Source organism: Oxalobacter paraformigenes (assembly GCF_000158475.2).
Taxonomy (GTDB): domain Bacteria; phylum Pseudomonadota; class Gammaproteobacteria; order Burkholderiales; family Burkholderiaceae_D; genus Oxalobacter; species Oxalobacter paraformigenes.
Genome location: NZ_KI392031.1, coordinates 123269 through 145941 on the forward strand (window position 1 = coordinate 123269; position 22673 = coordinate 145941).

The 22673-nt window shown below is 52.9% G+C and carries 18 protein-coding genes and 1 tRNA gene; 12 read left to right on the top strand and 7 right to left on the bottom strand.

The features are described 5' to 3' along the window. Window positions 1-47: 47 nt before the first annotated feature. From OFAG_RS03905 to OFAG_RS03950, 10 genes are all read left to right on the top strand, one after another. Window positions 48-1727 (top strand): electron transfer flavoprotein-ubiquinone oxidoreductase, encoded by a 1680-nt coding sequence (locus tag OFAG_RS03905; RefSeq protein WP_005877800.1) that lies wholly within the window; start codon window positions 48-50, stop codon window positions 1725-1727. Window positions 1728-1867: 140 nt separating this feature from the next. Then, on the top strand, window positions 1868-4048 hold the full coding sequence (gene glgB / locus OFAG_RS03910; RefSeq protein ID WP_005877799.1) for a 1,4-alpha-glucan branching protein GlgB: 2181 nt from the start codon (window positions 1868-1870) through the stop codon (window positions 4046-4048). Continuing rightward, window positions 4048-6090: a glycogen debranching protein GlgX gene (gene glgX / locus OFAG_RS03915; protein WP_005877797.1), complete on the top strand. Its 2043-nt coding sequence runs from the start codon at window positions 4048-4050 to the stop codon at window positions 6088-6090. The genes glgB and glgX overlap by 1 nt, the downstream gene beginning before the upstream one ends. A gap of 95 nt (window positions 6091-6185) precedes the next feature. Next, complete coding sequence (locus OFAG_RS03920) at window positions 6186-7811, top strand: alpha-D-glucose phosphate-specific phosphoglucomutase (protein WP_005877795.1); 1626 nt, start codon at window positions 6186-6188, stop codon at window positions 7809-7811. 196 nt (window positions 7812-8007) lie between these two features. Further along, a complete protein-coding gene (gene glgC / locus OFAG_RS03925; RefSeq protein ID WP_005877794.1) occupies window positions 8008-9309 on the top strand; it encodes a glucose-1-phosphate adenylyltransferase in 1302 nt (433 codons plus the stop codon). Then, window positions 9310-10794, top strand: coding sequence for a glycogen synthase GlgA (gene glgA, locus OFAG_RS03930; RefSeq protein ID WP_020994823.1), 1485 nt, complete (start codon window positions 9310-9312; stop codon window positions 10792-10794). It begins immediately after the preceding gene. Between the two features lie 222 nt (window positions 10795-11016). After that, entirely contained in the window at window positions 11017-13473 is a 2457-nt protein-coding gene (locus tag OFAG_RS03935; RefSeq protein ID WP_020994824.1) for a glycogen/starch/alpha-glucan phosphorylase, read from the top strand. A gap of 162 nt (window positions 13474-13635) precedes the next feature. Next, window positions 13636-13809, top strand: a complete 174-nt coding sequence (locus tag OFAG_RS13665) for a hypothetical protein (RefSeq protein ID WP_155979180.1) — start codon at window positions 13636-13638, stop codon at window positions 13807-13809. A 175-nt stretch (window positions 13810-13984) separates the two neighbouring features. Further along, entirely contained in the window at window positions 13985-14623 is a 639-nt protein-coding gene (locus OFAG_RS03945) for a class I SAM-dependent methyltransferase (RefSeq protein ID WP_005877791.1), read from the top strand. Between the two features lie 69 nt (window positions 14624-14692). Continuing rightward, on the top strand, window positions 14693-15181 hold the full coding sequence (locus tag OFAG_RS03950; protein WP_005877789.1) for a hypothetical protein: 489 nt from the start codon (window positions 14693-14695) through the stop codon (window positions 15179-15181). Between the two features lie 320 nt (window positions 15182-15501). Here the strand turns inward: OFAG_RS03950 and OFAG_RS14525 are convergent, their stop codons facing one another. Both OFAG_RS14525 and OFAG_RS03960 read right to left on the bottom strand, forming a co-directional pair. Next, on the bottom strand, window positions 15502-15759 hold the full coding sequence (locus OFAG_RS14525; protein ID WP_040719541.1) for a metal-dependent hydrolase: 258 nt from the start codon (window positions 15757-15759) through the stop codon (window positions 15502-15504). An 18-nt stretch (window positions 15760-15777) separates the two neighbouring features. Next, window positions 15778-16296: a DUF2059 domain-containing protein gene (locus OFAG_RS03960; RefSeq protein WP_005877786.1), complete on the bottom strand. Its 519-nt coding sequence runs from the start codon at window positions 16294-16296 to the stop codon at window positions 15778-15780. Between the two features lie 384 nt (window positions 16297-16680). On the opposite strand from OFAG_RS03960, the gene OFAG_RS03970 reads away from it, so the two are divergent. Further along, window positions 16681-17778 (top strand): linear amide C-N hydrolase, encoded by a 1098-nt coding sequence (locus OFAG_RS03970; RefSeq protein WP_020994827.1) that lies wholly within the window; start codon window positions 16681-16683, stop codon window positions 17776-17778. Between the two features lie 127 nt (window positions 17779-17905). Continuing rightward, window positions 17906-17982, top strand: a tRNA-Pro gene (locus tag OFAG_RS03975). Window positions 17983-18268: 286 nt separating this feature from the next. Here OFAG_RS03975 and OFAG_RS03980 read toward each other — a convergent pair. The 5 genes from OFAG_RS03980 to OFAG_RS04000 form a co-directional block, all read right to left on the bottom strand. Next, entirely contained in the window at window positions 18269-18559 is a 291-nt protein-coding gene (locus tag OFAG_RS03980) for a hypothetical protein (RefSeq protein WP_005877784.1), read from the bottom strand. Window positions 18560-18593: 34 nt separating this feature from the next. Beyond that, entirely contained in the window at window positions 18594-19865 is a 1272-nt protein-coding gene (locus tag OFAG_RS03985) for a hypothetical protein (protein ID WP_020994828.1), read from the bottom strand. Window positions 19866-20193: 328 nt separating this feature from the next. Then, complete coding sequence (locus OFAG_RS03990) at window positions 20194-20589, bottom strand: DsrE family protein (protein ID WP_005877782.1); 396 nt, start codon at window positions 20587-20589, stop codon at window positions 20194-20196. Between the two features lie 189 nt (window positions 20590-20778). After that, complete coding sequence (hpf, locus tag OFAG_RS03995; protein WP_005877781.1) at window positions 20779-21126, bottom strand: ribosome hibernation-promoting factor, HPF/YfiA family; 348 nt, start codon at window positions 21124-21126, stop codon at window positions 20779-20781. Between the two features lie 58 nt (window positions 21127-21184). Next, complete coding sequence (locus tag OFAG_RS04000; protein WP_005877780.1) at window positions 21185-22660, bottom strand: RNA polymerase factor sigma-54; 1476 nt, start codon at window positions 22658-22660, stop codon at window positions 21185-21187. Between the last annotated feature and the right edge of the window lie 13 nt (window positions 22661-22673).

A 22673-nucleotide genomic window follows, 5' to 3' on the forward strand; every position in this document is an offset into this window, starting at 1 on the left:
AGCTCCATTACCGTTCGTTTGCATTAACTGAATTTGTTACCGAAAAAATGACCCAACAAGAATTGCCGGGTACGGGTATATCCGGCCCGCGCGAGGCGATGGAATACGATGTCGTGATTGTCGGCGCCGGGCCGGCCGGTCTGTCGGCCGCCATCCGGATAAAACAGCTGGCGCAGGAAAAGGGAGCGGATATCTCGGTTTGCGTGCTGGAAAAAGGTTCGGAACCCGGCGCGCATATCCTGTCCGGCGCCGTCATGGATCCTGTCGCGCTGACGGAACTGTTTCCGGACTGGAAAGACCGGGGAGCGCCTGTTTCCGTGGCTGTTTCCGAAGACCGTTTTCTGTTTCTGAGTGAAAAGAAAGCCTTGAAAACGCCGGGATGGATGTTGCCCGGCGCGATGCGAAATGAAGGCAACTATGTCGTTTCGCTGGCCAATCTCGTCCGTTGGCTGGCGCAGCAGGCCGAAGAACTCGGGGTGGACGTTTTTCCGGGCTTTGCGGCCGTCGAGGTCCTGTATGACGAACAGGGCGCCGTCAGGGGGGTGGCTACCGGCAACATGGGAATCGGCAGGGACGGCAGGCCGACTCCCGGTTTCCAGCCCGGTATGGAACTGTACGCCCGGTACACTTTTTTCGCTGAAGGCGCGAGAGGGCAACTGGGCAAGGAAGTTATCGCGAAATTCGGACTTGACCGGGGATGCGATCCGCAGAGCTATGCCATCGGCATCAAGGAAATATGGAAGGTGAACCCGGCGGTTCATCAGCCCGGGCTGGTGGTGCACACGGCAGGGTGGCCACTGGACGCGGGAACCTATGGCGGTTCCTTTATGTATCACATGGAAAAGGGTGAAGTCGCCATCGGCCTGACAGTCGGACTGGCTTACAAAAACCCTTATTTGTCGCCGTTCGGGGAATTCCAGCGTTACAAGACGCACCCGGCAATCAGGCGTTTTCTGGAAGGGGGAGAGCGGATCGCTTACGGCGCCCGTGCGATTGCCGCCGGCGGCATTCAGGCCTTGCCGGAAGTGGTTTTTCCGGGAGGGACGTTACTGGGATGCGACGCGGGCTTTATGAACGGAGGCCGCATCAAGGGGATTCATGCCGCCATCAAGTCGGGAATGCTGGCGGCCGAGGCGGCGTTTGCCGCACTGGCAGAAGGCAGAAAACAGGATGTTCTGAAGGCGTATCCTGACGCTTTCAGAACATCCTGGCTGTATGACGAGCTGCTTAAAGTGCGCAATTTCAAGCCGTGGATGGGCCGCAATCTGTATTGGGGAAGCCTGATGTTCGGTATCGATCAGGTTGTTTTCCGCGGGAAAGCGCCCTGGACACTTCATCGCCGGAAAGCGGATCACGAATATCTGTTGCCCGCGTCGGAATGCAAACCGGTCGAGTATCCCAAACCGGACGGAAAACTGACGTTCGATATCGCTTCATCGCTGTATCTGTCGGGAACGATGCATGAGGAAAACCAGCCGTCCCATTTGACGCTGAAAAACCCGGATGTGCCGGTTGCCGTCAATTTGCCGGTTTATGCCGGGCCTGAAGCCCGTTACTGTCCAGCGGCGGTTTACGAATATGTTACCGGTTCCGAAGGAAAAACACGTCTTCAGATCAACGCCGCCAATTGCCTGCATTGCAAGACATGTGACATCAAGGACCCGACGCAAAATATCGTCTGGATTGCGCCTGAAGGGGGCGGTGGCCCCAACTATCCGGAAATGTAGGTATCTCATGCAAAAATAAAACAGCCTGGCAGGCGGAATACCGTTTTTTCTGATCCGGTTCCGTATTTCACGAGTAAGGATGAGGTAAGATTGAATCATCCCGGAACAATCGTTGACGTTCGGACTTTGGAGGAAATACGATGCAAAATGCGCTAACGCCTGCTGAAGTGCTGGAACTCGTCATTCGTGGCGATTACCACGATCCTTTTTCCGTATTGGGCATGCACCGGGAAAGGGGCAAACTTGTTGTGAGAGCGCTGTTGCCGGGGGCGGTTTCCGCGGCGGTCGTCGATGGAAAAACAGGAAATATACTGGTCCCGATGCAAAGGCTGGGCGATACGGCCTTGCTGTTTGCGGAGATACCCGGACGCAAGGAGTTGTTCCGGTACCGGCTGAAAATCGACTGGGGAACGCATGAACAGGAACTGGAAGACGCCTACCGTTTTCCTCCCGTTCTCGGCGATATCGATGTCTGGCTGCTTTCCGAAGGCACGCATCACCGGCCTTATGAGAAACTGGGCGCGCATCCGGCCGTTATGGACGGCGTGTCCGGCGTCAGTTTTGCTGTCTGGGCGCCCAACGCGCAGCGGGTTTCGGTGGTCGGCGATTTCAACGGCTGGGACGGCCGCCGGCACATGATGCGTTTCCGGCATGAATGCGGCGTCTGGGAAATGTTTGTCCCACATGTCATGCCGGGCGATCTGTACAAATATGAAATCAGGGATATTGACGGGAATGTCCGGCTGAAGGCCGATCCGTATGCTTTTCGTTCACAGTTGCGGCCGGATACGGCGTCCATCGTGCACTGGCTGCCTCCTGTCGCGCCATCGGACGAAGTACGCAAGGCGGCGAATGCGCTGGATGCGCCTGTCAGCATATACGAGGTTCATCTGGGATCGTGGAGGACACCGGAAGACGGTCGCCGCTGGCTGTCTTATCGGGAGCTGGCGGAACAACTGGTTCCATATGTCAAAAGTCTCGCGTTTACCCATATCGAGCTGATGCCCATTAATGAACATCCTCTGGACGATTCGTGGGGATACCAGTCCACCGGGATTTACGCGCCGACTGCCCGGTTCGGAACGCCGGAAGATTTCCGTGACTTCGTCGAAACGGCGCATGCCTACGGTATTGGCGTCATACTGGACTGGGTGCCGGCCCATTTTCCGGCCGATGCCCACGGGCTTGCCCGCTTTGACGGAACGGCGTTGTACGAGCATGAAGACCCGCGGGAAGGCATCCATCAGGACTGGGGCAGCGTCATTTACAATTATGGCCGGACGGAAGTGCAGAATTATCTGGTGGGTAATGCGCTTTACTGGATAGAGCGTTACGGGGTGGATGGATTGCGGGTCGATGCCGTCGCTTCCATGCTGTACCGCGATTACAGTCGCGCACCCGGGCAATGGATCCCGAACAAATATGGCGGTCGTGAAAATCTCGAGGCGATTGCCTTTCTGCGGAAATTGAACGAGACAGTCGGGATCGACCGGCCGGAAGCGGTGACGATGGCGGAGGAATCGACGAGTTTTCCGGCGGTGTCCCGTCCGGTCGGGGATGGCGGCCTCGGTTTTCATTACAAGTGGAATCTCGGATGGATGCACGATACGCTTTCTTACATGCATGAAGATCCCCTTTTCCGGAAATACCATCACGACAAGATGCGCTTCGGTCTGATGTACGCCTATTCCGAAAATTTCATTTTGCCCCTCTCCCATGACGAGGTCGTCCATTGCAAGGGATCCCTGATCGGGAAGATGCCGGGAGACGAATGGCAGCGATTCGCCAATTTAAGAGCGTATTTCGGATTCATGTGGGGATTTCCGGGAAAGAAACTGCTCTTTATGGGCGGCGAGTTCGCCCAGTACCGGGAGTGGAACGCAAACGGCAGTCTCGACTGGAATCTGTTGCAGTATCCCCTGCACGCCGGTGTGCAGCGTGTCATTCGCGATCTGAACACGGTCTACCGCGATTTTCCGCCCTTGTACCGGCTGGATTTCGACCCGGCCGGTTTCGAATGGATTATCCACAACGATGTCGATGAATCGGTTTTTTCGTTTCTGCGTTGGGATGAAGAAAGGCGGTTCGTTGTCGTGATAAGCAATTTCACGCCGGTACCCCGGTACGGTTACCGTATCGGGGTACCGCAGCCGGGCTGGTATCGTGAAATCATCAATACCGATGCCGTGATTTATGGCGGAAGCGGCATTCACAATCATGAATTGCTGGCGCAGCCGGTTCCTGCCAACGGGATGCCCTGGTCGTTGGAAGTGACGGCGCCGCCGCTGGCGACCTGTATGCTGATCAGAAAGGAAAGCTGATGGAAATGGACAGCGACTTCCGGTTGATGCCGGGCAAGCTTTATCCGTTGGGTGCCCATTGGGATGGCAACGGAATCAATTTTTCACTCGTTGCGCCTTCCGCCGAGTCGGTAGTTCTGTGTCTTTTTGACGATACGGGAGAGGAAGAACGGGCACGTCTTCCATTGCCCGTCCAAAAAGACGGTGTCTGGTGCGGTTATCTCCGGGGCGGCAAACCGGGACTTGTTTACGCTTACCGGGTGTCAGGGGTGCATTCGCCCCGCAACGGCCAGCGTTTCAATGACAGGAAAGTCCTGCTCGATCCTTATGCGCGGCAGGTGGTCGGGCGTTACAAGGGCCAGGACGAGTTTCTGGATGCTTCCGATGCCGATACCGGGGCGATTGCATTGAAAGGTAAAGTGGTGCACGAGCCTTATGACTGGGGGGGAGACGAACCGCCCCGCATCCCGATGGCGCAGACGGTTCTTTACGAATTGCACCTGAAAGGCTTTACAAAACGGCATCCGGGCGTACCGGAGAACCTTCGCGGAACCTATGCCGCCATGGCCGAGCCGGTCATTCTGGATTATCTGGAAAAACTGGGCGTCACATCTGTGGAAATCCTGCCGGTCTTCGCCATGGCGGATGAAGCCCGGCTCGTACGGGCCGGAAAGGCCAATTACTGGGGATACAATACGATCGGTTTTTTCGCGCCAGAAAATCGTTACTGGTCGGGACGTCCGGGAACGACGCCGGTTTCCGAATTCAGGGATATGGTGAAAGCGCTTCACAGCCGGGGCATTGAAGTGATACTGGATGTGGTTTACAACCATACCGCCGAAGGGAATGAAGACGGGCCGATGCTCAGTTTCAAGGGAATCGACAATGCCATGTATTACCATCTCCGTCCGGACAATCCGGCGCGCTACGAAAACTGGTCGGGTTGCGGAAACAGTCTGAATCTGGGACATCCGCGCGTGTTGCAGATGGTGATGGATTCGTTGCGGTACTGGGTGGAGGAAATGCATGTCGACGGTTTCCGTTTCGATCTGACTCCTTCCCTGGCGCGGGACAAGACCGACTATTCCATCAATTCGGCATTTTTCCGGGCGATTGCAGAGGATCCCGTGATTTCACGGGTCAAGCTGATTGCCGAACCCTGGGATCTGGGGCCGGACGGCTACCAGCTCGGCAATTTTCCTTTCGGATGGCTCGAATGGAACGACAAATACCGCGATACCGTGCGGTCGTTCTGGCTGCACCAGGGGCCGTCTCTGGGTGAATTTGCGCAGCGTTTCGCCGGATCGGACGATTTGTTCGGTGTCCGGGAAAGGCTGCCGGCTGCCAGTGTCAATTATGTGACTTCCCACGACGGTTTTACGCTTAGAGACCTTGTCAGTTATAACCACAAACATAATGAAGCCAACGGGGAAAACAACCGGGATGGTACCGATCACAATCTCAGCTGGAACTGCGGCGAGGAGGGCAAGGCCACTTTGCAGGAAGTCATTTCGCGGCGGAACCGGTTGCGACGCGCGCTTCTGGCGACGCTCTTTTTTTCGCAGGGCACGCCGATGCTGGTGGCAGGCGACGAGTTCGGCCAGACGCAAAACGGCAATAACAATCCCTACTGTCAGGATAACGAACTCACCTGGCTGAACTGGGAAGAAACCGATATGGGACTGCTGGAATTTGTAAGACGCCTGATCGAGCTGCGCAAAACCTATCCGGCATTGAGACAGAACAAGTGGTTTTCTCCGGATCACACGGACTTTGCGAGTACCGGAACCGGTGTTCGCTGGCTGTCGCCGACGGGAGGGGACAAGCTGGGCAGTTCATGGAGCAACAAGCGGCTTTTCAGCATGGGTATCCTGATTCGCGCAAGTGACTCTCCCCGTTCATGCCTTATATTGCTGAATGCGTCGGTGCAATCGATTATTTTCCGTTTGCCGCCGGGCCGGTGGAAGGTGTTGTCCGACAGTAGCGGAACGTTCACAGCCGATGCGAATCTGGAATTCCAGGTGCTGTTGCCCGGCCATACCATTATGCTGGCAGTTCCATAACAATCTTGATAACATGACAGTAGAGCCTGTTTCGTGAAAGCAGGCTGTACTGAGATATCTGATGGCGTATCGTCTAACCATATACGGGAGCAAACATGTCAATTCAGACAATTAGTACGACCCCTTTCGAAGGCCAGAATCCCGGTACTTCCGGATTGCGGAAAACCGTTGACGTTTTCCGGCAACCCCGCTATCTGGAGAATTTTGTCCAGTCCATTTTCGATTCCGTAGAAGGGTATCAGGGAAAAACGCTGGTATTGGGCGGAGACGGCCGTTATTTCAATTCCGTTGCCATACAGATTATTCTCAAAATGGCTGCCGCCAACGGTTTCGGCAAGGTGTTGGTCGGGCAGTACGGCATTTTGTCCACGCCGGCAGTCAGTTGCATTATCCGGAAATACCAGACTTTTGGCGGCATCATCCTTTCAGCCAGTCACAACCCCGGTGGCCCGGACGGCGACTTTGGCATCAAATACAATATCGGCAACGGCGGCCCGGCGCCTGAAAAGGTGACGAATGCCATTTATGCGCAATCGCAGGTGATACGGGAATACCGGATTTCCGATGCGCCGGATGTGGATTTAAGCGAAATCGGATCGGTCCAGATGGAAAAAATGACGATTGAAGTCATCGATTCCGTCGCCGATTATGCCGAACTGATGCAGTCGCTGTTCGATTTCCAGGCTATCCACACCATGTTTGCAAACGGCTTTACGCTGAGGTTCGACGCGATGCATGCCGTATGCGGGCCCTATGCCACCACGATCATGGAAAAGATGCTCGGCGCGCCGGAAGGCACGGTGGTCAACGCGATTCCGCTGGAAGATTTCGGCGGCCATCATCCTGATCCGAACCCGGTCAATGCGCGGGAACTGATGGATTACATGAACGGGCCGGACGCAGCCGACATGGGGGCCGCTACCGATGGCGACGGTGACCGTAACATGATTGTAGGGCGACACATTGCCGTGACGCCATCCGACAGTCTGGCCATTCTGGCAGCCAATGCCACCCTGATTCCCGGTTATTCAAAGGGTATTGTCGGGGTGGCACGTTCGATGCCGACTTCGACGGCGGTGGACAGGGTGGCAGCCGCCCTGAAGGTTCCTTGTTACGAGACGCCGACCGGCTGGAAGTTTTTCGGCGATTTGCTGGACGATAACAAGATCACGCTGTGCGGCGAGGAAAGTTACGGGACGAGTTCAAACCACATACGGGAAAAGGATGGCATATGGGCCATTCTTTTCTGGCTCAATTTGCTGGCGGTTACCGGCAAATCGGTTGGCAAGACAGTGCACGATCACTGGAAGCGATACGGACGCAATTACTATTCGCGTCACGATTACGTCAATATCGACAGCAAGGGGGCTGACGGTCTGATGAATCGTTTGCGGAGTCTTCTGGGATCGCTTAAAGGAAAGGTATTCGGCTCGTATGTCGTTGAAAAAGCAGACGAATTTTCCTATGCCGACCCGGTTGACGGTTCCGTTTCGGAACGGCAGGGAATCCGGATCTTTTTTACGGACGGTTCGAGGATCGTGTTTCGTCTGTCAGGCACGGGAACGGTCGGCGCGACTCTCCGGGTCTATTTCGACCGGTATGAAAAAGAACGTCTCGATATGGACATGCAAACGGCTCTCGGAGAACTGGTCGGGATTGCAGGAAAAATAGCCGATATAAAGGCCTATACGGGATTGGACGAACCGACTGTCGTGACCTGACGACTGAAAGATTTTCCGGGGGATTGCCACGATTGATGTGTTGTTCAAGGGAAACAGTTGGTGCCGAAGGAGAGAAAGCGAAGGCTTTTGCAGGCGCGATGCGCGCATATTTAACATACAGTCATGAATGTATGTTAAATTAAGGAAAGAGGAATGGCGGGACTCATATAAAAATAATCAGCTCTGGGGGAGCACAATGAAATTTGTCGAGGATAAAATGCTGGTGGCTAGCCAGCTGCCAAAGCGGACCATTGCACTTGTTCTGGCCGGGGGGCGCGGTACCCGGCTTCATCAGTTGACCGATAACCGTGCCAAGCCGGCCGTTTACTTCGGCGGCAAATTCAGGATTATCGATTTCGCGCTTTCCAACTGCATCAATTCCGGCATACGCCGTGTCGGCGTCATTACCCAGTACCGGCCGCATTCCCTGATCAGGCACTTGCAGCGTGGCTGGAGTTTCCTGCGCGGCGAGCAAAACGAATTCATCGACCTGATGCCGGCCGGACAACAAATGGAGGAAGGTCTCTGGTATCGGGGTACGGCCGATGCCGTTGCCCAGAACAAGGGCATTCTGCGCTCTTACGAACCCGAATACATTCTGATCCTTGCGGGCGACCATATCTACAAGATGGATTATTCCATGGTGCTTTTGGATCATGTCGAACGCAAGTCTCTCTGTACGGTTGCCTGTATCGAGGTGCCGCGCATGGACGCAACCGGTTTCGGGGTGATGGATGTGGACGACCATCGCAAGATCACCCGTTTTCTGGAAAAACCGGCCGATCCGCCGGGCATTCCGGGCAATCCCGACAAGGCGCTGGCCAGTATGGGGATATATGTTTTCAACGCGGATTATCTGTACAGGCTGCTGGATGAAGATTGCGGCGATACGGCGTCTTCTCACGATTTCGGCAAGGATATCATTCCCAAAGTGGTTAGCCAGGGAAATGCGATGGCGCATTATTTCAGCATGTCATGCGTTCCTCCGGCCCAGTTCGTGCCCCCTTACTGGCGGGACGTCGGAACGGTCGATTCGTTCTGGTCGGCCAATCTGGATTTGACGTCCAATATGCCCCACCTGAACATTTATGACGAGGACTGGCCGATCTGGACGTATCAGGAACAGGAACCGCCTGCGAAATTCGTACCCGATCCACATGGAATGGATGGGGTGATCTCCAATACGATGGTGTCGGGCGGATGCATTATTTGCGGCTCCAAGATATCCAATACCATCCTGTTCTCGAAAGTCCGGGTTCAGGCGTTCTGCAATCTTGATCAGGTCGTCGTATTGCCGGATTGCGAAATCGGACAGGGGTCGCGGCTTAAAAAGGTCGTGATCGACCGGGGGTGCCGTATTCCGGAAGGCACGATTATCGGCGAAGATCCCGAGCTGGATGCCCAGCGTTTTTACCGCAGTCCGAATGGAGTCGTTCTGGTGACACAGGAAATGTTTGCGAGACTGTACAATTTTGAACATATACCCAAGGTTGAATAAGTGAGTCAGAATCCGCTTCCCTTACGCGTGTTGCATGTCTGTTCCGAAATCTTTCCCTTGCTGAAAACCGGCGGGCTTGCCGACGTCACAGCCGCGTTGCCGCCCGAACTGGAAAAGGACGGTTGCGAAGTCCGCATGCTGGTGCCCGGATTTCCGGAATTTAAAAACGGAATACTGGACCCACATCTTGTTGCGGAACTGCCATCCAAATTCGGCGCCCGGCAGGTCAGGCTGATGTATGGCAAAATGCCCGGAACCGGTGTGCCGGTTTACTACATTGATGCTCCCGATCTTTACGACCGGCCGGGCAATCCCTATAACGACCGTAACGGTCAGCCGTATCACGACAATCATCTCCGGTTCGCGCTTTTGGGCTGGTGTGCGGCGCGTCTTGTCGAAGGGTTCGACTATTTCTGGAAACCGGATATCGTTCATGGTCATGACTGGCATGCCGGCCTGGCTTTCGCTTACATCAAGGCGATGGAATGGAATACCGGGCAAAGAACGACCGGCACGGTGTTTACCGTACACAATATGGCGTATCAGGGCAATTTCCCTGCTTATGTGTTTAGCGAGCTGGATTTGCCCTTTTCCATGCTCAATGCGGACGGAATCGAGTTTTACGGGCAGGTTTCGTTTCTGAAATCCGGTTTTTACTACGCGGACAAGGTTACAACCGTCAGTCCGACGTATGCGCAGGAGATTCGGGACGGCGAACAGTCCTGCGGACTGGGAGGCGTCGTGCAGCAGCGTTCCTCCGATCTGGTCGGTATCCTGAACGGGGTCGATTCCCGTGTCTGGGATCCCAGAACGGACAAGCGTATCGACGCGAATTACCACGTACGTTCAATGACCGGCAAAAAGAAGTGCCGTCTCGCCTTGCAAAAGGAGATGGGCCTTGTCGCCCAGACAGATAAACCCGTATTCTGCGTGGTCAGCCGTTTTGCCGCACAAAAAGGCTTGCATCTGGTCGTCGAAGGATTGAACGTCATCGTCGAGCGGGGCGGCCAGGCGGTTATCATGGGGAACGGGGAACGCTGGCTTGAAGAGGCTTTCATGAATTTCGCCCGCCATTTTCCGGATCAGGTGGCCGTCCGTATCGGGTATGACGAGGACAGGGCGCATCGTATTTTTGCCGGCAGCGATGTGATTCTGGTGCCTTCCCGTTACGAACCGTGCGGTTTGGTCCAGATGTATGGTTCCTTGTATGGGGCCTTGCCGCTGGTTCACCGGGTCGGCGGGCTGGCCGATACGGTAATCGACAGTTCACTGGAAAATCTGGGGGAAAACCGGGCAACGGGTTTCTGTTTCGGGCATTTCGATTATCCTGCTTACGAATCGGCCTTGCTGAGGGCGTTCGCGCTTTATGAAAAACAGGCCGACTGGAGAAAAGTCAGGAAAAAAGGCATGAATCTGTCTTTCGGGTGGGAACATTCCGCAAAACGTTATGCCGCCCTGTACCGGCAGGTAAAGGTAGGTCCGTAAAGGATCCGGGCGGAAAAAAGAATGTTCGTGTTGGCATCGTCTTCCGAAATCCGGGTTTTCAATCGCTTGCCAAACAGCGTCGTGAACGGTTATATTGAGGATAACCGACGATTATCCGGTCGCGCCATTTTTTTGGCTTATGATGCTGATTTTGCTTGAATTTTCCGCAATTGGCCGAAACAGGCCGAAAAGATTCCGTCCCCCTTTCTATGGAGAACAGAAATGAGCTTGGATAAACCGAAACACGAAGGTTTTCTCGCCAGCGATGTGGAAGCCCTGAAACGTTCCATTTCCAACAATCTGCGTTATCGTTCCGGCAAGATTCCCTTGACAGCAACGCGGGGCGACTGGTTGCTGGCGGCAGAACTGGCTGTGCGTAACCGCCTTGTCGAACGCTGGCTGAAATCGAATACCGCGTATTACGAACAGGGTTCCAAGGTTGTCTATTATCTTTCCATGGAATTTTTGATCGGACGCACTTTCCAGAACGCCCTGGAATCGCTTGATATCACCGAAGACATGCGGGAAGCCTTGCGCGATCTGGCAGTCGATATGGAAGAAATCATCAATTACGAACCGGATGCCGCATTGGGTAATGGCGGTCTGGGACGTCTTGCCGCCTGTTTTCTGGATTCGATGGCGACATTGAACATCGCCAATATCGGTTATGGCATCCGTTATGAGTACGGGATGTTCAAACAGGAAATCGTTGACGGTTATCAGGTGGAAACGCCTGACTACTGGCTGTTGACCCGCGGAAATCCCTGGGAATTCCCGCGTCCCGAATTGCAATACCATGTCCGCTATGGCGGCCACATCGACCAGTCCGGGGGAAGAGCCCGCTGGGTGGATACGCACAGTGTTCTGGCGATGGCCTACGATACGATTATTCCGGGATATGGAACGGACTGTGCGACGACACTGCGCCTGTGGTCGGCCAAGGCCACTGCCGAAATCAATCTGTCCGCTTTCAACAAGGGGAATTACGCCGGTGCGGTGGAATCGAAGAACATGTCGGAAAACGTCACCCGCGTGCTGTATCCGGACGACTCGACCCCGCTGGGACGCGAATTGCGTCTGATGCAGGAATATTTTTTTGTCTCCGCCAGCTTGCAGGATCTGATTCGCCGGCACCAGCTCAACAATGCAAGTTTCGACGATCTGGCCGACAAGATTTCGATTCACCTAAACGATACGCATCCCGTTCTGGCCGTGCCGGAACTGATCCGTATTCTGGTGGATGTACAAGGCGTTCCCTGGGCACAGGCCTGGGCGCTCGCGCAAAGGATTTTTTCCTATACCAACCATACGCTGATGAGCGAGGCGCTGGAAACCTGGCCCGTGGATTTGCTGGGCCGTGTCCTGCCGCGGCATTTGATGATCATTTTTGACATCAACAATGAATTCCTGACGATGGTCGCGCAAAAATATGGCAACGACAACGATCTGATGAGACGTATTTCGCTGATCGACGAAGCGGGCGAGCGCCGTGTGCGGATGGCGTATCTGGCCGTTGTCGCCAGCCACAAGATCAATGGGGTGTCGGCGCTGCATTCCGAATTGATGAAAGAGTCGATTTTTGCGGATTTTGCCCGCATATATCCGGAACGGTTTACCAATGTCACCAATGGTATTACCCCGCGTCGCTGGCTGTCGCAGGCCAATCCGCTATTGTCCGAGCTGATCGACGACCGTATCGGGCGCGACTGGCGGCTCAACTTCGAGGAAATAGCGAAACTGAAGCCCTATGCCAACAATCCGGCGTTTCTGGGCAGTTTCCGGGCGATCAAGCGGCATAACAAGCTGAGGCTGGGCCGCTGGGTACGGAACAACCTGAGCGTTTCGCTGAATCCCGATTCGCTTTTCGATGTCCAGATCAAACGGATTCACGAGTACAAGCGGCAGTTGCTGAACGTATTGCATGTCATTACCCGTTACAACCAGATCAAGGCCAATCCTGAAGTGAACTGGGTGCCGCGTTCGGTCATTTTTGCCGGCAAGGCGGCGTCTGCCTATCAGATGGCCAAAGACATCATCAAGCTGATCAACGATGTGGCCGTGAAGGTCAATAACGACAGGGATATCGGTGACAAGCTGAAAGTGGTATTCATTCCCAATTACGGGGTCAGCCTGGCGGAAATGATCATTCCGGCAGCCGATCTGTCGCAGCAGATTTCCATGGCAGGAACGGAAGCTTCCGGTACCGGCAATATGAAACTGGCTGCGAACGGCGCCCTGACGATCGGTACACTGGACGGCGCCAACATCGAAATCATGGAACGGGTCGGTTCCGACAATATTTTCATTTTCGGCAATACAGCGGAGCAGGTTGCGGAAATCAAGAACGGCAATTACCAGCCGCGGGAGTACTATGAACGGATTCCGGAACTCAAACAGGCGCTGGATCAGATCAGGGACGGCTTTTTTTCACCGGATGAACCGGGCCGTTTCCGCGCCATTTACGATTCGCTGATCAATTACGGCGACCGTTATCTGGTGCTGGCCGATTATGAAAGTTACGTGGCGACGCAAAGGCAGGTGGATACCTTGTACCGTCAGGTTGTACGCTGGGATGTGAAGGCTATCGCCAATGTCGCGGGAGTGGGATATTTTTCCGCCGACCGGGCCATTTCGGAGTATGCCAGGGATATCTGGGAGGTCGAACCCATCAAGTTATAGAAATTTTGATTTTGGGAAAAATGGATGCCTTACCTTTGAGCAAATTCAAAAAGTCAGGCAATTGATGGGGGTATTCTGTTGAAAACGGGAAATTGTGGAAGGATTTGACAAGGCCGCAATGTACCGGGACTGCCTTCAATATTTTGCCGAACGGGAAAGAAAATGGATAAACCGAAAACACCTTATGAACAGGCCAGCCAGGAATTGAATGAATTCCGGGAAAGGCGGGTTGCCGAGCGTCGTTCCAGACCGCGTGGAACGCCTGACCGTCGCCGGAGCCAGCCTAATGAAATCCGGCAATCGGACAAGCATTCTCCCCGAAAAGACCTGCATTGATTTTCTGTGATGTCATAAAAAACAGGGCGCCGTTTAACACGGCGTTCTGTTTTTGTATCGTTGCCATCGTTTGGCGTTTAAAATGAAAAAGCCGGTTGCCGGGCGATTGGAAAAGGGAATTGGCGGCATATGGCTTTGTTTTTGTGGATTGCGGAAAAATGTGAAGAGCGTTGCCATGAATAAAACGGAAAAAGATCCCGGCAAACCTGCCAGGGTCTGGAACGAATTGTATGACAAGCCCGAATATGTTTTCGGTACGGCGCCGAACGATTATCTGGTGTCGAAACGGGATTATCTGAAGAGAGGCCAGAAAGTCCTGCTGGTTGCCGATGGAGAAGGCAGAAACAGCGTCTGGTGCGCGCAGCAGGGAATGGACGTCGATGCCTTCGATCTTTCTGTAAAGGCTGTTGAGAAAGCGGAAAAGCTGGCGGATGAAAAAGGCGTTACGGTTCATTATTTTGTCAGTGGCATAGACGACTGGAACTGGAAGACTGGCCAGTACGATGCCGTGATCGTCATTTTCGCGCAGTTTGCCACGCCCGCCATGAGGGCCCGTCTGTTTGCCAATTGCATTCGTACCCTGAAACCCGGCGGTATCCTGATTCTGCAGGGATATACGCCAAAGCAGCTGGAATTCAAAACCGGTGGCCCGCCTCATGTGGAGCATCTTTATACTGAAGACATGCTTCGCGATTATTTTGGCACGATGGATATTCTTGAGCTGGAAAGCTATGAAGCCTTTATCAGCGAAGGAGCCCGTCATACTGGCATGTCTGCGCTGACAGGTATGGTTGCGCGTAAAACAGATAAATAAACGCCGGTTCCTGAAAATTAGTTGTTATACTAAGCGCTTCGATTGAAATGGATAACAGGTTGTGTATTTATGGCAATTGTGAAGTGCAAGGTTTGCGGCGAAGAGATTGAGGAAACCATTCTGAAGTGTCCCCGTTGTGATTCGCTGGGGCCAAAAAGAGGGAAAAGAATCCGGCTTATCCTGCTCTGCGTGATGGTGGTGATCGTTGCCCTGTTCGGGCTCGGCTATTATCTGCAAATGGGTGAAGTTGAAAAACCTTATGAAGAGGTTCTGCAGGAAAGACTGGATGAGAAGCTTTCGCAAAGGGGACTGACAGCAGCGCTTTTGTTGCGAAGCCGTCTGGATAATCCGGAATCCATGAAACTGGAATCGGCCATTTCGAATCAGGATGGATCGGTACTGTGTTTTGAATTTTCCGAAACCGATGCGGCCGGGAAGAAAAAGAAATCGAAAGCGGCTTTTGTCGATGGCGAACTGGATCGTACTGACGCAGGCTGGAAACTTTTCTGTACCGCAAAAATCATGCGACCGATCAGGGTAAAAAGCCCGACACTCTGATTCTTAGGCAAGCCGGATTGGCGCACTTGAACGGCAGAACCGGTTTAAGTGCGTTTTGTTTTGAACGGCAGCCGGGTTAATGTGGCGGGCAGGAACAACGCCAGTGGGCAGCCACACCCATCGCAGCTCCCGCAGGAAGACTTTGGCGCTCTGCGACGAACGCAGGCGTTGAGGGGTGACGGGTGCCGTCTATGGGCCTTGTGAGGAAAGAATATCTTTCAGGTGAAAAAGCTGCCAAAGTGTTATGCCAGGCCCGCTATTGGTCAGGCTGTCCGGCAAAATGTGGGAAAGTACGGCAGTCCCCATAAAAAGAAAGGCGTTTAACGCGTTCGTTTACAGAGAACGGTGAAACGCCTGCCGGGTAACGCGCATCGCAAGACGCACAGCAGGGAATGGATCAATTTGCGGTGACCGGGGATCGAGGCGTACGCAATGCCGGCCCAGAAAAAAATACCATCCACATCGGGCAGGACGGAAGCGGCAATGTCTGCCGCCATCAGTCGGGATGAAACGGGTTTTTTGAACAGTCCAAAACCGGGGGCAACCGGAATGGCGATATGGGAAAATCCGGCCGGCATTTCGGTAAACAGACTTTTTTACGGTTTTGTCGCCGGAAGCGGTTTGTCCTCAGGCAGAGCTTTTAGGGTTTCATTTAATGCCGTATTCATGCGGCTCAGGATGAAAACCATTTTCATGCGCAGCAGGTCGGACATTTTATCCATGATTTCGGGCGTTTTCCGGATGAACATTTGTCCTGCCGGGGACTCATAAAAAGCGATCAGGCTCTGGAGTTCTTCTTCCGTGAACGTTTCGCGGTAGATGCGGATATAGTCCGGTACCATTTTTTCCCAGCTGAATTCTTCCTTGACGATATTCTTGTATTTGTCCAGAAAAGCTTCGATGACTTTCTTTTTTTCCGCCGACATGTTGTCGAGTTGCAAAACCGGCTTCAGGGTTGTTTCGATGAGCTCGTCGGAATCGGAAACAGCCGATTCACTCAGCTTTTGCGCATCGGTCAGGATCAGCAATTTCTCAATAGTGGCGTCCTGCGCAGGAGACGCGAAGGCCGGCAGGGAAAAGAGCGTGGCAAAAAGGATGAAAAGCAGGCGTTTCATGGTTTTCTTTCGATAATTAACAGGCCGTCAGGGAACAGGCAAGCGAAGTCCGGTTTTTATGCATTTGGCCGAACCGGTCATTCCCCGAAGAGGACGGCGGTGGAATTCATTACTGCAGAAAATCCGGGGCAAACGGGTTTCCCGGCAGAACCTCATGATTCCCCAAAAACGGGATGGATGCAATCCCCAATCCGTAAGACATTGTAACAGGCCGGCTGGAACGGTTTTCTTTTCTATCCTTTTAACTGTTCTTTTGATTCCGCTAAATGACAGAATCCGGTTTTTCTTCAGGATGTCATAAACGGTGCCCGGCAAATTCCGCTTGCCGATTCGCCAATTCGTAAGTATAGACGTGTGACTCAAACAGGGATAAAGGATCAGACCATGAAACAGGGAAAGCGTATGCTGTGCGTTTCGGCATGGGTCGCCGCGATGGCGGCCTTCGTTCTTCCGACAAATGATGCCCTTGCATGTACCCGGGTACTGTATGTCGGTGATCAGAACATGGTGGCAACCGGCCGCAACATGGACTGGAATGAAGATATGATGTCCAATTTGTGGATTTTTCCGCGGGGAATGCGCCGGAACGGGCTGGCGGGGCCGAACTCGCTTGACTGGGAGTCGCGTTATGGCAGCGTGATTGTTTCAGGTTACGAAGCGGGCAGTACCGATGGAATGAATGAAAAAGGGTTTGTCGCCAATTTGCTCTTTCTGGCCGAATCGGATTATGGCAAACCGCAAAAAGGCGAGGAAGTGTTGTCGTTGAGCCTGTGGCTCCAGTATTTTCTGGATAATTATGCTTCTGTGGATGAAGCGGTTCGCGCACAGCGACAAAATCCTCTGCGTCTGGTTCCCTCAAAGCCGATTCCGGGTGGAAAAGAATCGAAGGTGCATCTGTCCATTTCGGATGCGAGTGGCGATTCGGCTATTTTCGAATATATCAATGGCGAACTGGTCATTTATCATAGCCGGGATTACAAGGTCATGACCAATTCGCCGGTTTACAGCGAACAGCTGGCGATCAATGCCTATTGGGAAGACGTTGGCGGGACGGCATTTTTGCCGGGCACCAACCGTTCCGCAGACAGGTTTGCCCGGGCTGCTTTCTTTCTGAATGCGGTTCCCAGAAAGCTGGCTCCCAATTATATCCGCGGTGTGCCGGGACAAAAATACGATTATCAGGCCGTTGCCGAAGTCATGAGCATCAATCGGGCCGTCAGCATTCCGCTGGGTATTACCACGCCCGGCAAGCCCAACATCGCTTCCACGATCTGGCGGACGGTTTCCGATCAGAAGAACCGGGTTTATTACTTCGATTCGGCAACACGCCCCAATACGTTCTGGGTCGCCTTCGACAAGCTCGATTTCAGCAAAAACACCCCTGTGAAAAAACTGACGGTACAAAATGGCGAAGTCTATTCGGGCGAAGTGTCGGGCTATTTCAAGGCGTCGAAACCGCTTGAATTCATGAAAGCCCAATGAGTTGCCTGACGACGAGTCCGGTGTTGTCCGAAGTGGGAAAAGAAGAAAGATTCAGCCCATTCTTTCTAGAAAATGAATGGAAGGCATGTCAAATTGCAGGAGACGCTGTTATAATGCCAAGTCTCGTCGGGGCGTAGCGCAGCCTGGTAGCGCACTTGCATGGGGTGCAAGGGGTCGGAAGTTCGAATCTTCTCGCCCCGACCAAAGAATTCAGGGCGGTTAGTGTAAATCACTAGCCGTTTTTTCTTTTTTAAATCAAACCTGATCACCTCCTCTCCCGCATTTAAGACACTCTTCCCTTTGATCGGGTGCTTCTGGAGCATAAATCTGTTATTGTGCCTTTGAGGGACAATGTGAGTATTTCAAGACCGAGAGAACATCATTTGGCGGTATGTTGAGATAGCGCCGGGTGCCAAGCCACAAATCGTATCTGTTACGGGTATTGTGCCAAAGCATTACGTTACTGAATCAGCATGGTTTTCCCAATTCTTTACTGCACGTAAGGGGAAAATTGCACTGTTTTTTGAAAACTTTCCGCATTCCTTTGTCGGGAAAGACCGTGACAGTCAAAGGTTAGCCAGTTCAGAATAAATGGCTTAAACGGCTGTTCTGTTTTTGACTGGGCAGTTTTTATGTTCATGACAGGGAATTCGTGGATTCCCGTGTTTTCTGTCGTGGCGATATCCGCGCTCCATAAAGTGTTTTCCGCACGAGAAAGCAAGGTGTGAAAACCGGGCCTTCTTTTTACTTTCTGTTCAAGACCCGGTTTTTTCGGTGCCATCGGATAAGCGGTCGCTCCGATTATCGGGAGATTCTCACGCTGTTCTGCCCAGACTGGTGTTGTCTTTCGTCCGGTCGCGCAATTCCCTGACAGGATTGGGCTTGTCTTCGGAACGGTAATCCTCTCCGTTTTCTTTCTGGAATTCCTCGATGACGGTATGGCTGGCGACTTGTCTGAGATCGTGGTTGACCAGCTCCTGATAAGTGTAAAACTCGTAATTTTCAGGGATATCCCTGATATCCGTAAAGTTTTCTTTCTCTGCCGTCAAGGTCACCTGATTCTTCAGAATATCGCGTATGTACTCTTTCATGGGAGTGAAATGCAGAAGGTCCGGGAAGGTGCCGTCCGGAATGACTTCCTGCCATTCCTTGCCTTCGTATTTTTTCAGCAATTCTGCCGCATGGTGCAAGTGGGCGACTTCCTGCTCGAAATGCAGCTCCCACATTTTCTTGGTCCAGGAATCGACTTCGCTCGTGTAGAAAGACCAGTAAAGATAACATTCCTGATATTCCCTTAACAGCATGTTTTCCAGCCAGCTGCAAGTCGGATCGAGAAGCGCGCCATAGTGGGTAACGTGTTGTTCCTCAACCATGGCGATTTCCTGGAAAAGCCGGCGTCCATGTTCTTCTTGATAAGTGTTGCCAAGATTCATGTAGAAATTCATGGTTTGCTGTTCGCCGGCGGTCAGGATGAGGGCGCCGAGTTTTGTCTGGATGTGGGCCTTGCTGAAATCGCCGGGTTTTCTGACTGAGTCGAAAGGATGACGGTGATGGGCGATGGTCGGTCTGCCGGGGGTGATTTCGACAAAATCCTGAACGAGTTTGTGCGCCGGGATATCCAGGTCCATTTTCAGAAGATTGGAATAACGGTAGAGATGGTCGAAATCTTCCAGCAGCGCGAAATCCATGCATTGTTTGACGTAGGGATCCGGTTCGTGGGCAGCCAGCCAGGCCGTCAGATCGACGGCCAGATGTTCGTAGCCGATGGTCATTTCAAGTTGCGTCTCATCTCCCGGACTCATCCAGTTGATCTGTTTTTGCTGCTGCTGTTCGACTCGCCTGATCAGAGCAAGATCGCGCCGGAGGTCGTTGTCCTGGCAATTGCGATGGAAGTTGTGACCGAAAAGAGCCGCTTCCACTTCGATGCCGTTCATCAGAATGATGCGTGTCTTGGTGTAAGGATCGACATGCATTTTGTCATAGGCTTTGGGATAAAGCCGTTTCCAGTCCAGAATCTGTTTTTCGATGTCAGGCAGTGCCGATTTGTGTTCGAACGGATTCATGCTTGCTGCACTGTTTTTCGTCATTTTCTCTCCTTTGAGGTCGCCAGTGGCAACGAGTATGAGTGTTGTGACGGATTCCGTGTTATCCGGTATCAAGGATAAGTCTGTTTCAGATTAGGAGAAGGCAAGGGGGCGAGAAAATACAAGCGGGACTGAAAAGGGAGTGGCGAAACGGTCCTTGCCACTCCAGTGTCAGCCAACCGGAAAGGGAGGCACCGGAAGTTGCCGTTCATCAGGGCCTGTTAAATATTCCCGGGGATAAAACCCGGGAGGAGTCAGAGGGTTTATCCGGTTAATGTCAGAAGACAGGTTTCCCTCTCGCGGGAACAATGGCGTGTTTATTGGCAAAGGATCAGGGTTTTACGTAAGCCATGCCTTCATCCTGAAGCTGGACCAGCGCAACAACGCCACTTCTGACGAATTCGATATTGGGCCACATTTCGTTCTCGTTCACCTTGTATATCTGCATGGCATGGCGGCAGGCCTGGATACTGATGCCTTTTTCAAGAAGATTTTCCGCCTTGCGCGCCTGATCGGAATCGCGTTCTGTCAACAGCCTGACCGCCGGGCCGGTGACGACGATGACGACCCGCAGGGTAACGCCAGGAAGCGCCTCGATAAAATGGTGGGCGTTGCCCAGTGCCATGTCCAGGGGGCCGGCATCTTCGCTATCTACATGCAAAAGCAGGTTATAGTCGTATTCCTTGTCGATACTGGCGTCGTGTTCTTTATTGATCAAATCATCCATTTCGTGCTCCTCGGAAAGGGTTGCAAAGGGGATTTCCGCTTATTACAGCATGTCTTGGAAAAACAGGGTTTAAAAAACCGCAAGGAGAAGCATGAGTGGAGAACCGGAGAGAAAGCATCCGGCCGAAAACCATTGGCCGGGCAATAAAAAAGGCGCGGGAAGCGCCTTTTTGACAAGCATTTGTTTTTTTCAGGATGCGGAATCGTTCAAGGGCATGTTCTTGACGGAGTCGCGGGAATGTTCCTTGGATTTGGTTTTCGCCTTGACCAGTTGCCGGTCAAGCTTGTCCATCAGCAGATCGATTGCTGCGTATAAATCCTGGGCGGCACTTTCCGCATGCAAGGTTTTCCCCGAAAGATTCAGTTTGATTTCGGCGCGTTGGCTTTTTTCCTTGTCGGAAACATTGTCAACGGCCAGTAAAACTGAAATATCGATGACGCCATCAAAATTCCGTTTCATTCGGTCAAGTTTGCTTTCGACGTGGCTGCGGATTGCAGGCGTAATTTCGAGATGATGTCCACTGATAGTAAGGTTCATACATTTCTCCTTGATGATGTCACCTAAACATGTCAAGTGCTTGAAACACTTGACGGCACTACAGACTTTTTCGCAGACTGGCTGGCGGTATTTTCAGGATATCCCGGTATTTCGCAATGGTTCTTCTCGCAATAACCAGACCTTCCCTTGCCAATATCTGCGCGATTTTGTTGTCGGAATAAGGTTTCTTCCTGTCTTCTGTCGCAATCAGCTGTTTTATTTTTTCACGGATTGCTGTTGAAGACGCTTCTCCACCTCCTTCTGTGGCGATGTGGCTTCCGAAAAAATATTTCAACTCAAAAATTCCAAGCGGTGTCAGCATGAATTTCTGGGTGGTTACACGCGATATGGTACTCTCGTGTAATCCTAGTGTATCAGCTATTTCACGCAAAACAAGAGGGCGCATTGAAGTGGCGCCAAAAGAAAAGAAATTCTGTTGGCGCTCGATAATGGCTTCCGATACTTTCAAAATGGTTTCAAAGCGCTGGTTTATGTTGCGGATCAACCATTTGGCTTCCTGAAAACGGGTGTTCAGGCTAGTCTTGTTCGAGGCGCTTTTTAAAACATCGCCATACATCCGGTTAATGCGGATTTTGGGCATGGCGTCAGTGTTGAGTTCGGCATGCCAGGCGCCGTCTTTTTTGACGACAACAATTTCCGGGATCACCACGTCTGCGGCGTCGTTGGCGTAGGCCGCTCCCGGATGAGGATTGCAGCGCCGTATGACTTCCGTGGCCTCCCGAAGGTCTTCGTCGTCGCATTCCAGCGCTTTTTTCAGGCGGATGAAATCGCGTTGCGCAAACAGTTTCAGATGGTTTTCGACAATATTCAGAGCCTGCTTGCGCACGATATACGGGATGTTCTGCATCAGCCGGATCTGTATGGCCAGACATTCGGCGCTGTTGCGTGCGCCGACTCCGGGCGGATCGAAACCCTGAATGCAGACAAGCGTTTCTTCAAGCTCCTTATGCGCGATGCCGAGTTCTGCCGGAAGCCACTCGATCATTTCTTCCAGTGTTTCCTGCAGATATCCGTTGGAATCCAGCGCGTCGATAATCAGTTCGGCAAGCGCGCGTTGGCGCTGGTTGCGCACCGCCAGTCTCATCTGTGATCGCAGGTGTTCCTTTAGCGATTCGGGAGGCGCTTCCAGTTGCGGCTGGAAACGTTCATCGTCGGGATGCCGGTCTGACGCTTTTGCGGAATCCCATATCAGATGATCGTGTTCAGCGGAGCCGGACGTGTTTTCAAATGGAGCTGTCAGGTCGGAAGGTTCACCGGACGAACCATGAGCGCTCTCGTCATATGGCGTTTCTCCGGACGAGACCGGTTGCCGGATAATGGACCCGTCCGCCTGGAAACGGGTGGTATTGGCCAGCGGATCGTCCAGTCTTTCCAGAAGAGGGTTTTCTTCCAGTGCCCGCCCGATTTCTTCATTGAGTTCGAGGCTGGACAGTTGCAAAAGGCGGATCGACTGTTGAAGTTGCGGCGTAAGCGTGAGATGCTGGGCAAGACGGGCTTGCAGTTTCTGTTTCATGTCCTTCCCGGTT

Bases quoted from the DNA above. Each gene is read 5' to 3' on its own strand.
- hpf (WP_005877781.1), bottom strand. From the start codon at position 21,126: ATGAACCTTACTATCAGTGGACATCATCTCGAAATTACGCCTGCAATC.
- glgC (WP_005877794.1), top strand. From the start codon at position 8,008: ATGAAATTTGTCGAGGATAAAATGCTGGTGGCTAGCCAGCTGCCAAAG.
- OFAG_RS14525 (WP_040719541.1), bottom strand. From the start codon at position 15,759: ATGCCGGCCGGATTTTCCCATATCGCCATTCCGGTTGCCCCCGGTTTT.
- glgB (WP_005877799.1), top strand. From the start codon at position 1,868: ATGCAAAATGCGCTAACGCCTGCTGAAGTGCTGGAACTCGTCATTCGT.
- OFAG_RS03980 (WP_005877784.1), bottom strand. From the start codon at position 18,559: ATGGCACCGAAAAAACCGGGTCTTGAACAGAAAGTAAAAAGAAGGCCC.
- OFAG_RS03970 (WP_020994827.1), top strand. From the start codon at position 16,681: ATGAAACAGGGAAAGCGTATGCTGTGCGTTTCGGCATGGGTCGCCGCG.
- OFAG_RS03960 (WP_005877786.1), bottom strand. From the start codon at position 16,296: ATGAAACGCCTGCTTTTCATCCTTTTTGCCACGCTCTTTTCCCTGCCG.
- OFAG_RS03905 (WP_005877800.1), top strand. From the start codon at position 48: ATGACCCAACAAGAATTGCCGGGTACGGGTATATCCGGCCCGCGCGAG.
- OFAG_RS13665 (WP_155979180.1), top strand. From the start codon at position 13,636: ATGGATAAACCGAAAACACCTTATGAACAGGCCAGCCAGGAATTGAAT.
- OFAG_RS03945 (WP_005877791.1), top strand. From the start codon at position 13,985: ATGAATAAAACGGAAAAAGATCCCGGCAAACCTGCCAGGGTCTGGAAC.
- OFAG_RS03985 (WP_020994828.1), bottom strand. From the start codon at position 19,865: ATGACGAAAAACAGTGCAGCAAGCATGAATCCGTTCGAACACAAATCG.
- OFAG_RS03935 (WP_020994824.1), top strand. From the start codon at position 11,017: ATGAGCTTGGATAAACCGAAACACGAAGGTTTTCTCGCCAGCGATGTG.
- OFAG_RS03920 (WP_005877795.1), top strand. From the start codon at position 6,186: ATGTCAATTCAGACAATTAGTACGACCCCTTTCGAAGGCCAGAATCCC.
- OFAG_RS04000 (WP_005877780.1), bottom strand. From the start codon at position 22,660: ATGAAACAGAAACTGCAAGCCCGTCTTGCCCAGCATCTCACGCTTACG.
- OFAG_RS03950 (WP_005877789.1), top strand. From the start codon at position 14,693: ATGGCAATTGTGAAGTGCAAGGTTTGCGGCGAAGAGATTGAGGAAACC.
- glgX (WP_005877797.1), top strand. From the start codon at position 4,048: ATGGAAATGGACAGCGACTTCCGGTTGATGCCGGGCAAGCTTTATCCG.
- OFAG_RS03990 (WP_005877782.1), bottom strand. From the start codon at position 20,589: ATGGATGATTTGATCAATAAAGAACACGACGCCAGTATCGACAAGGAA.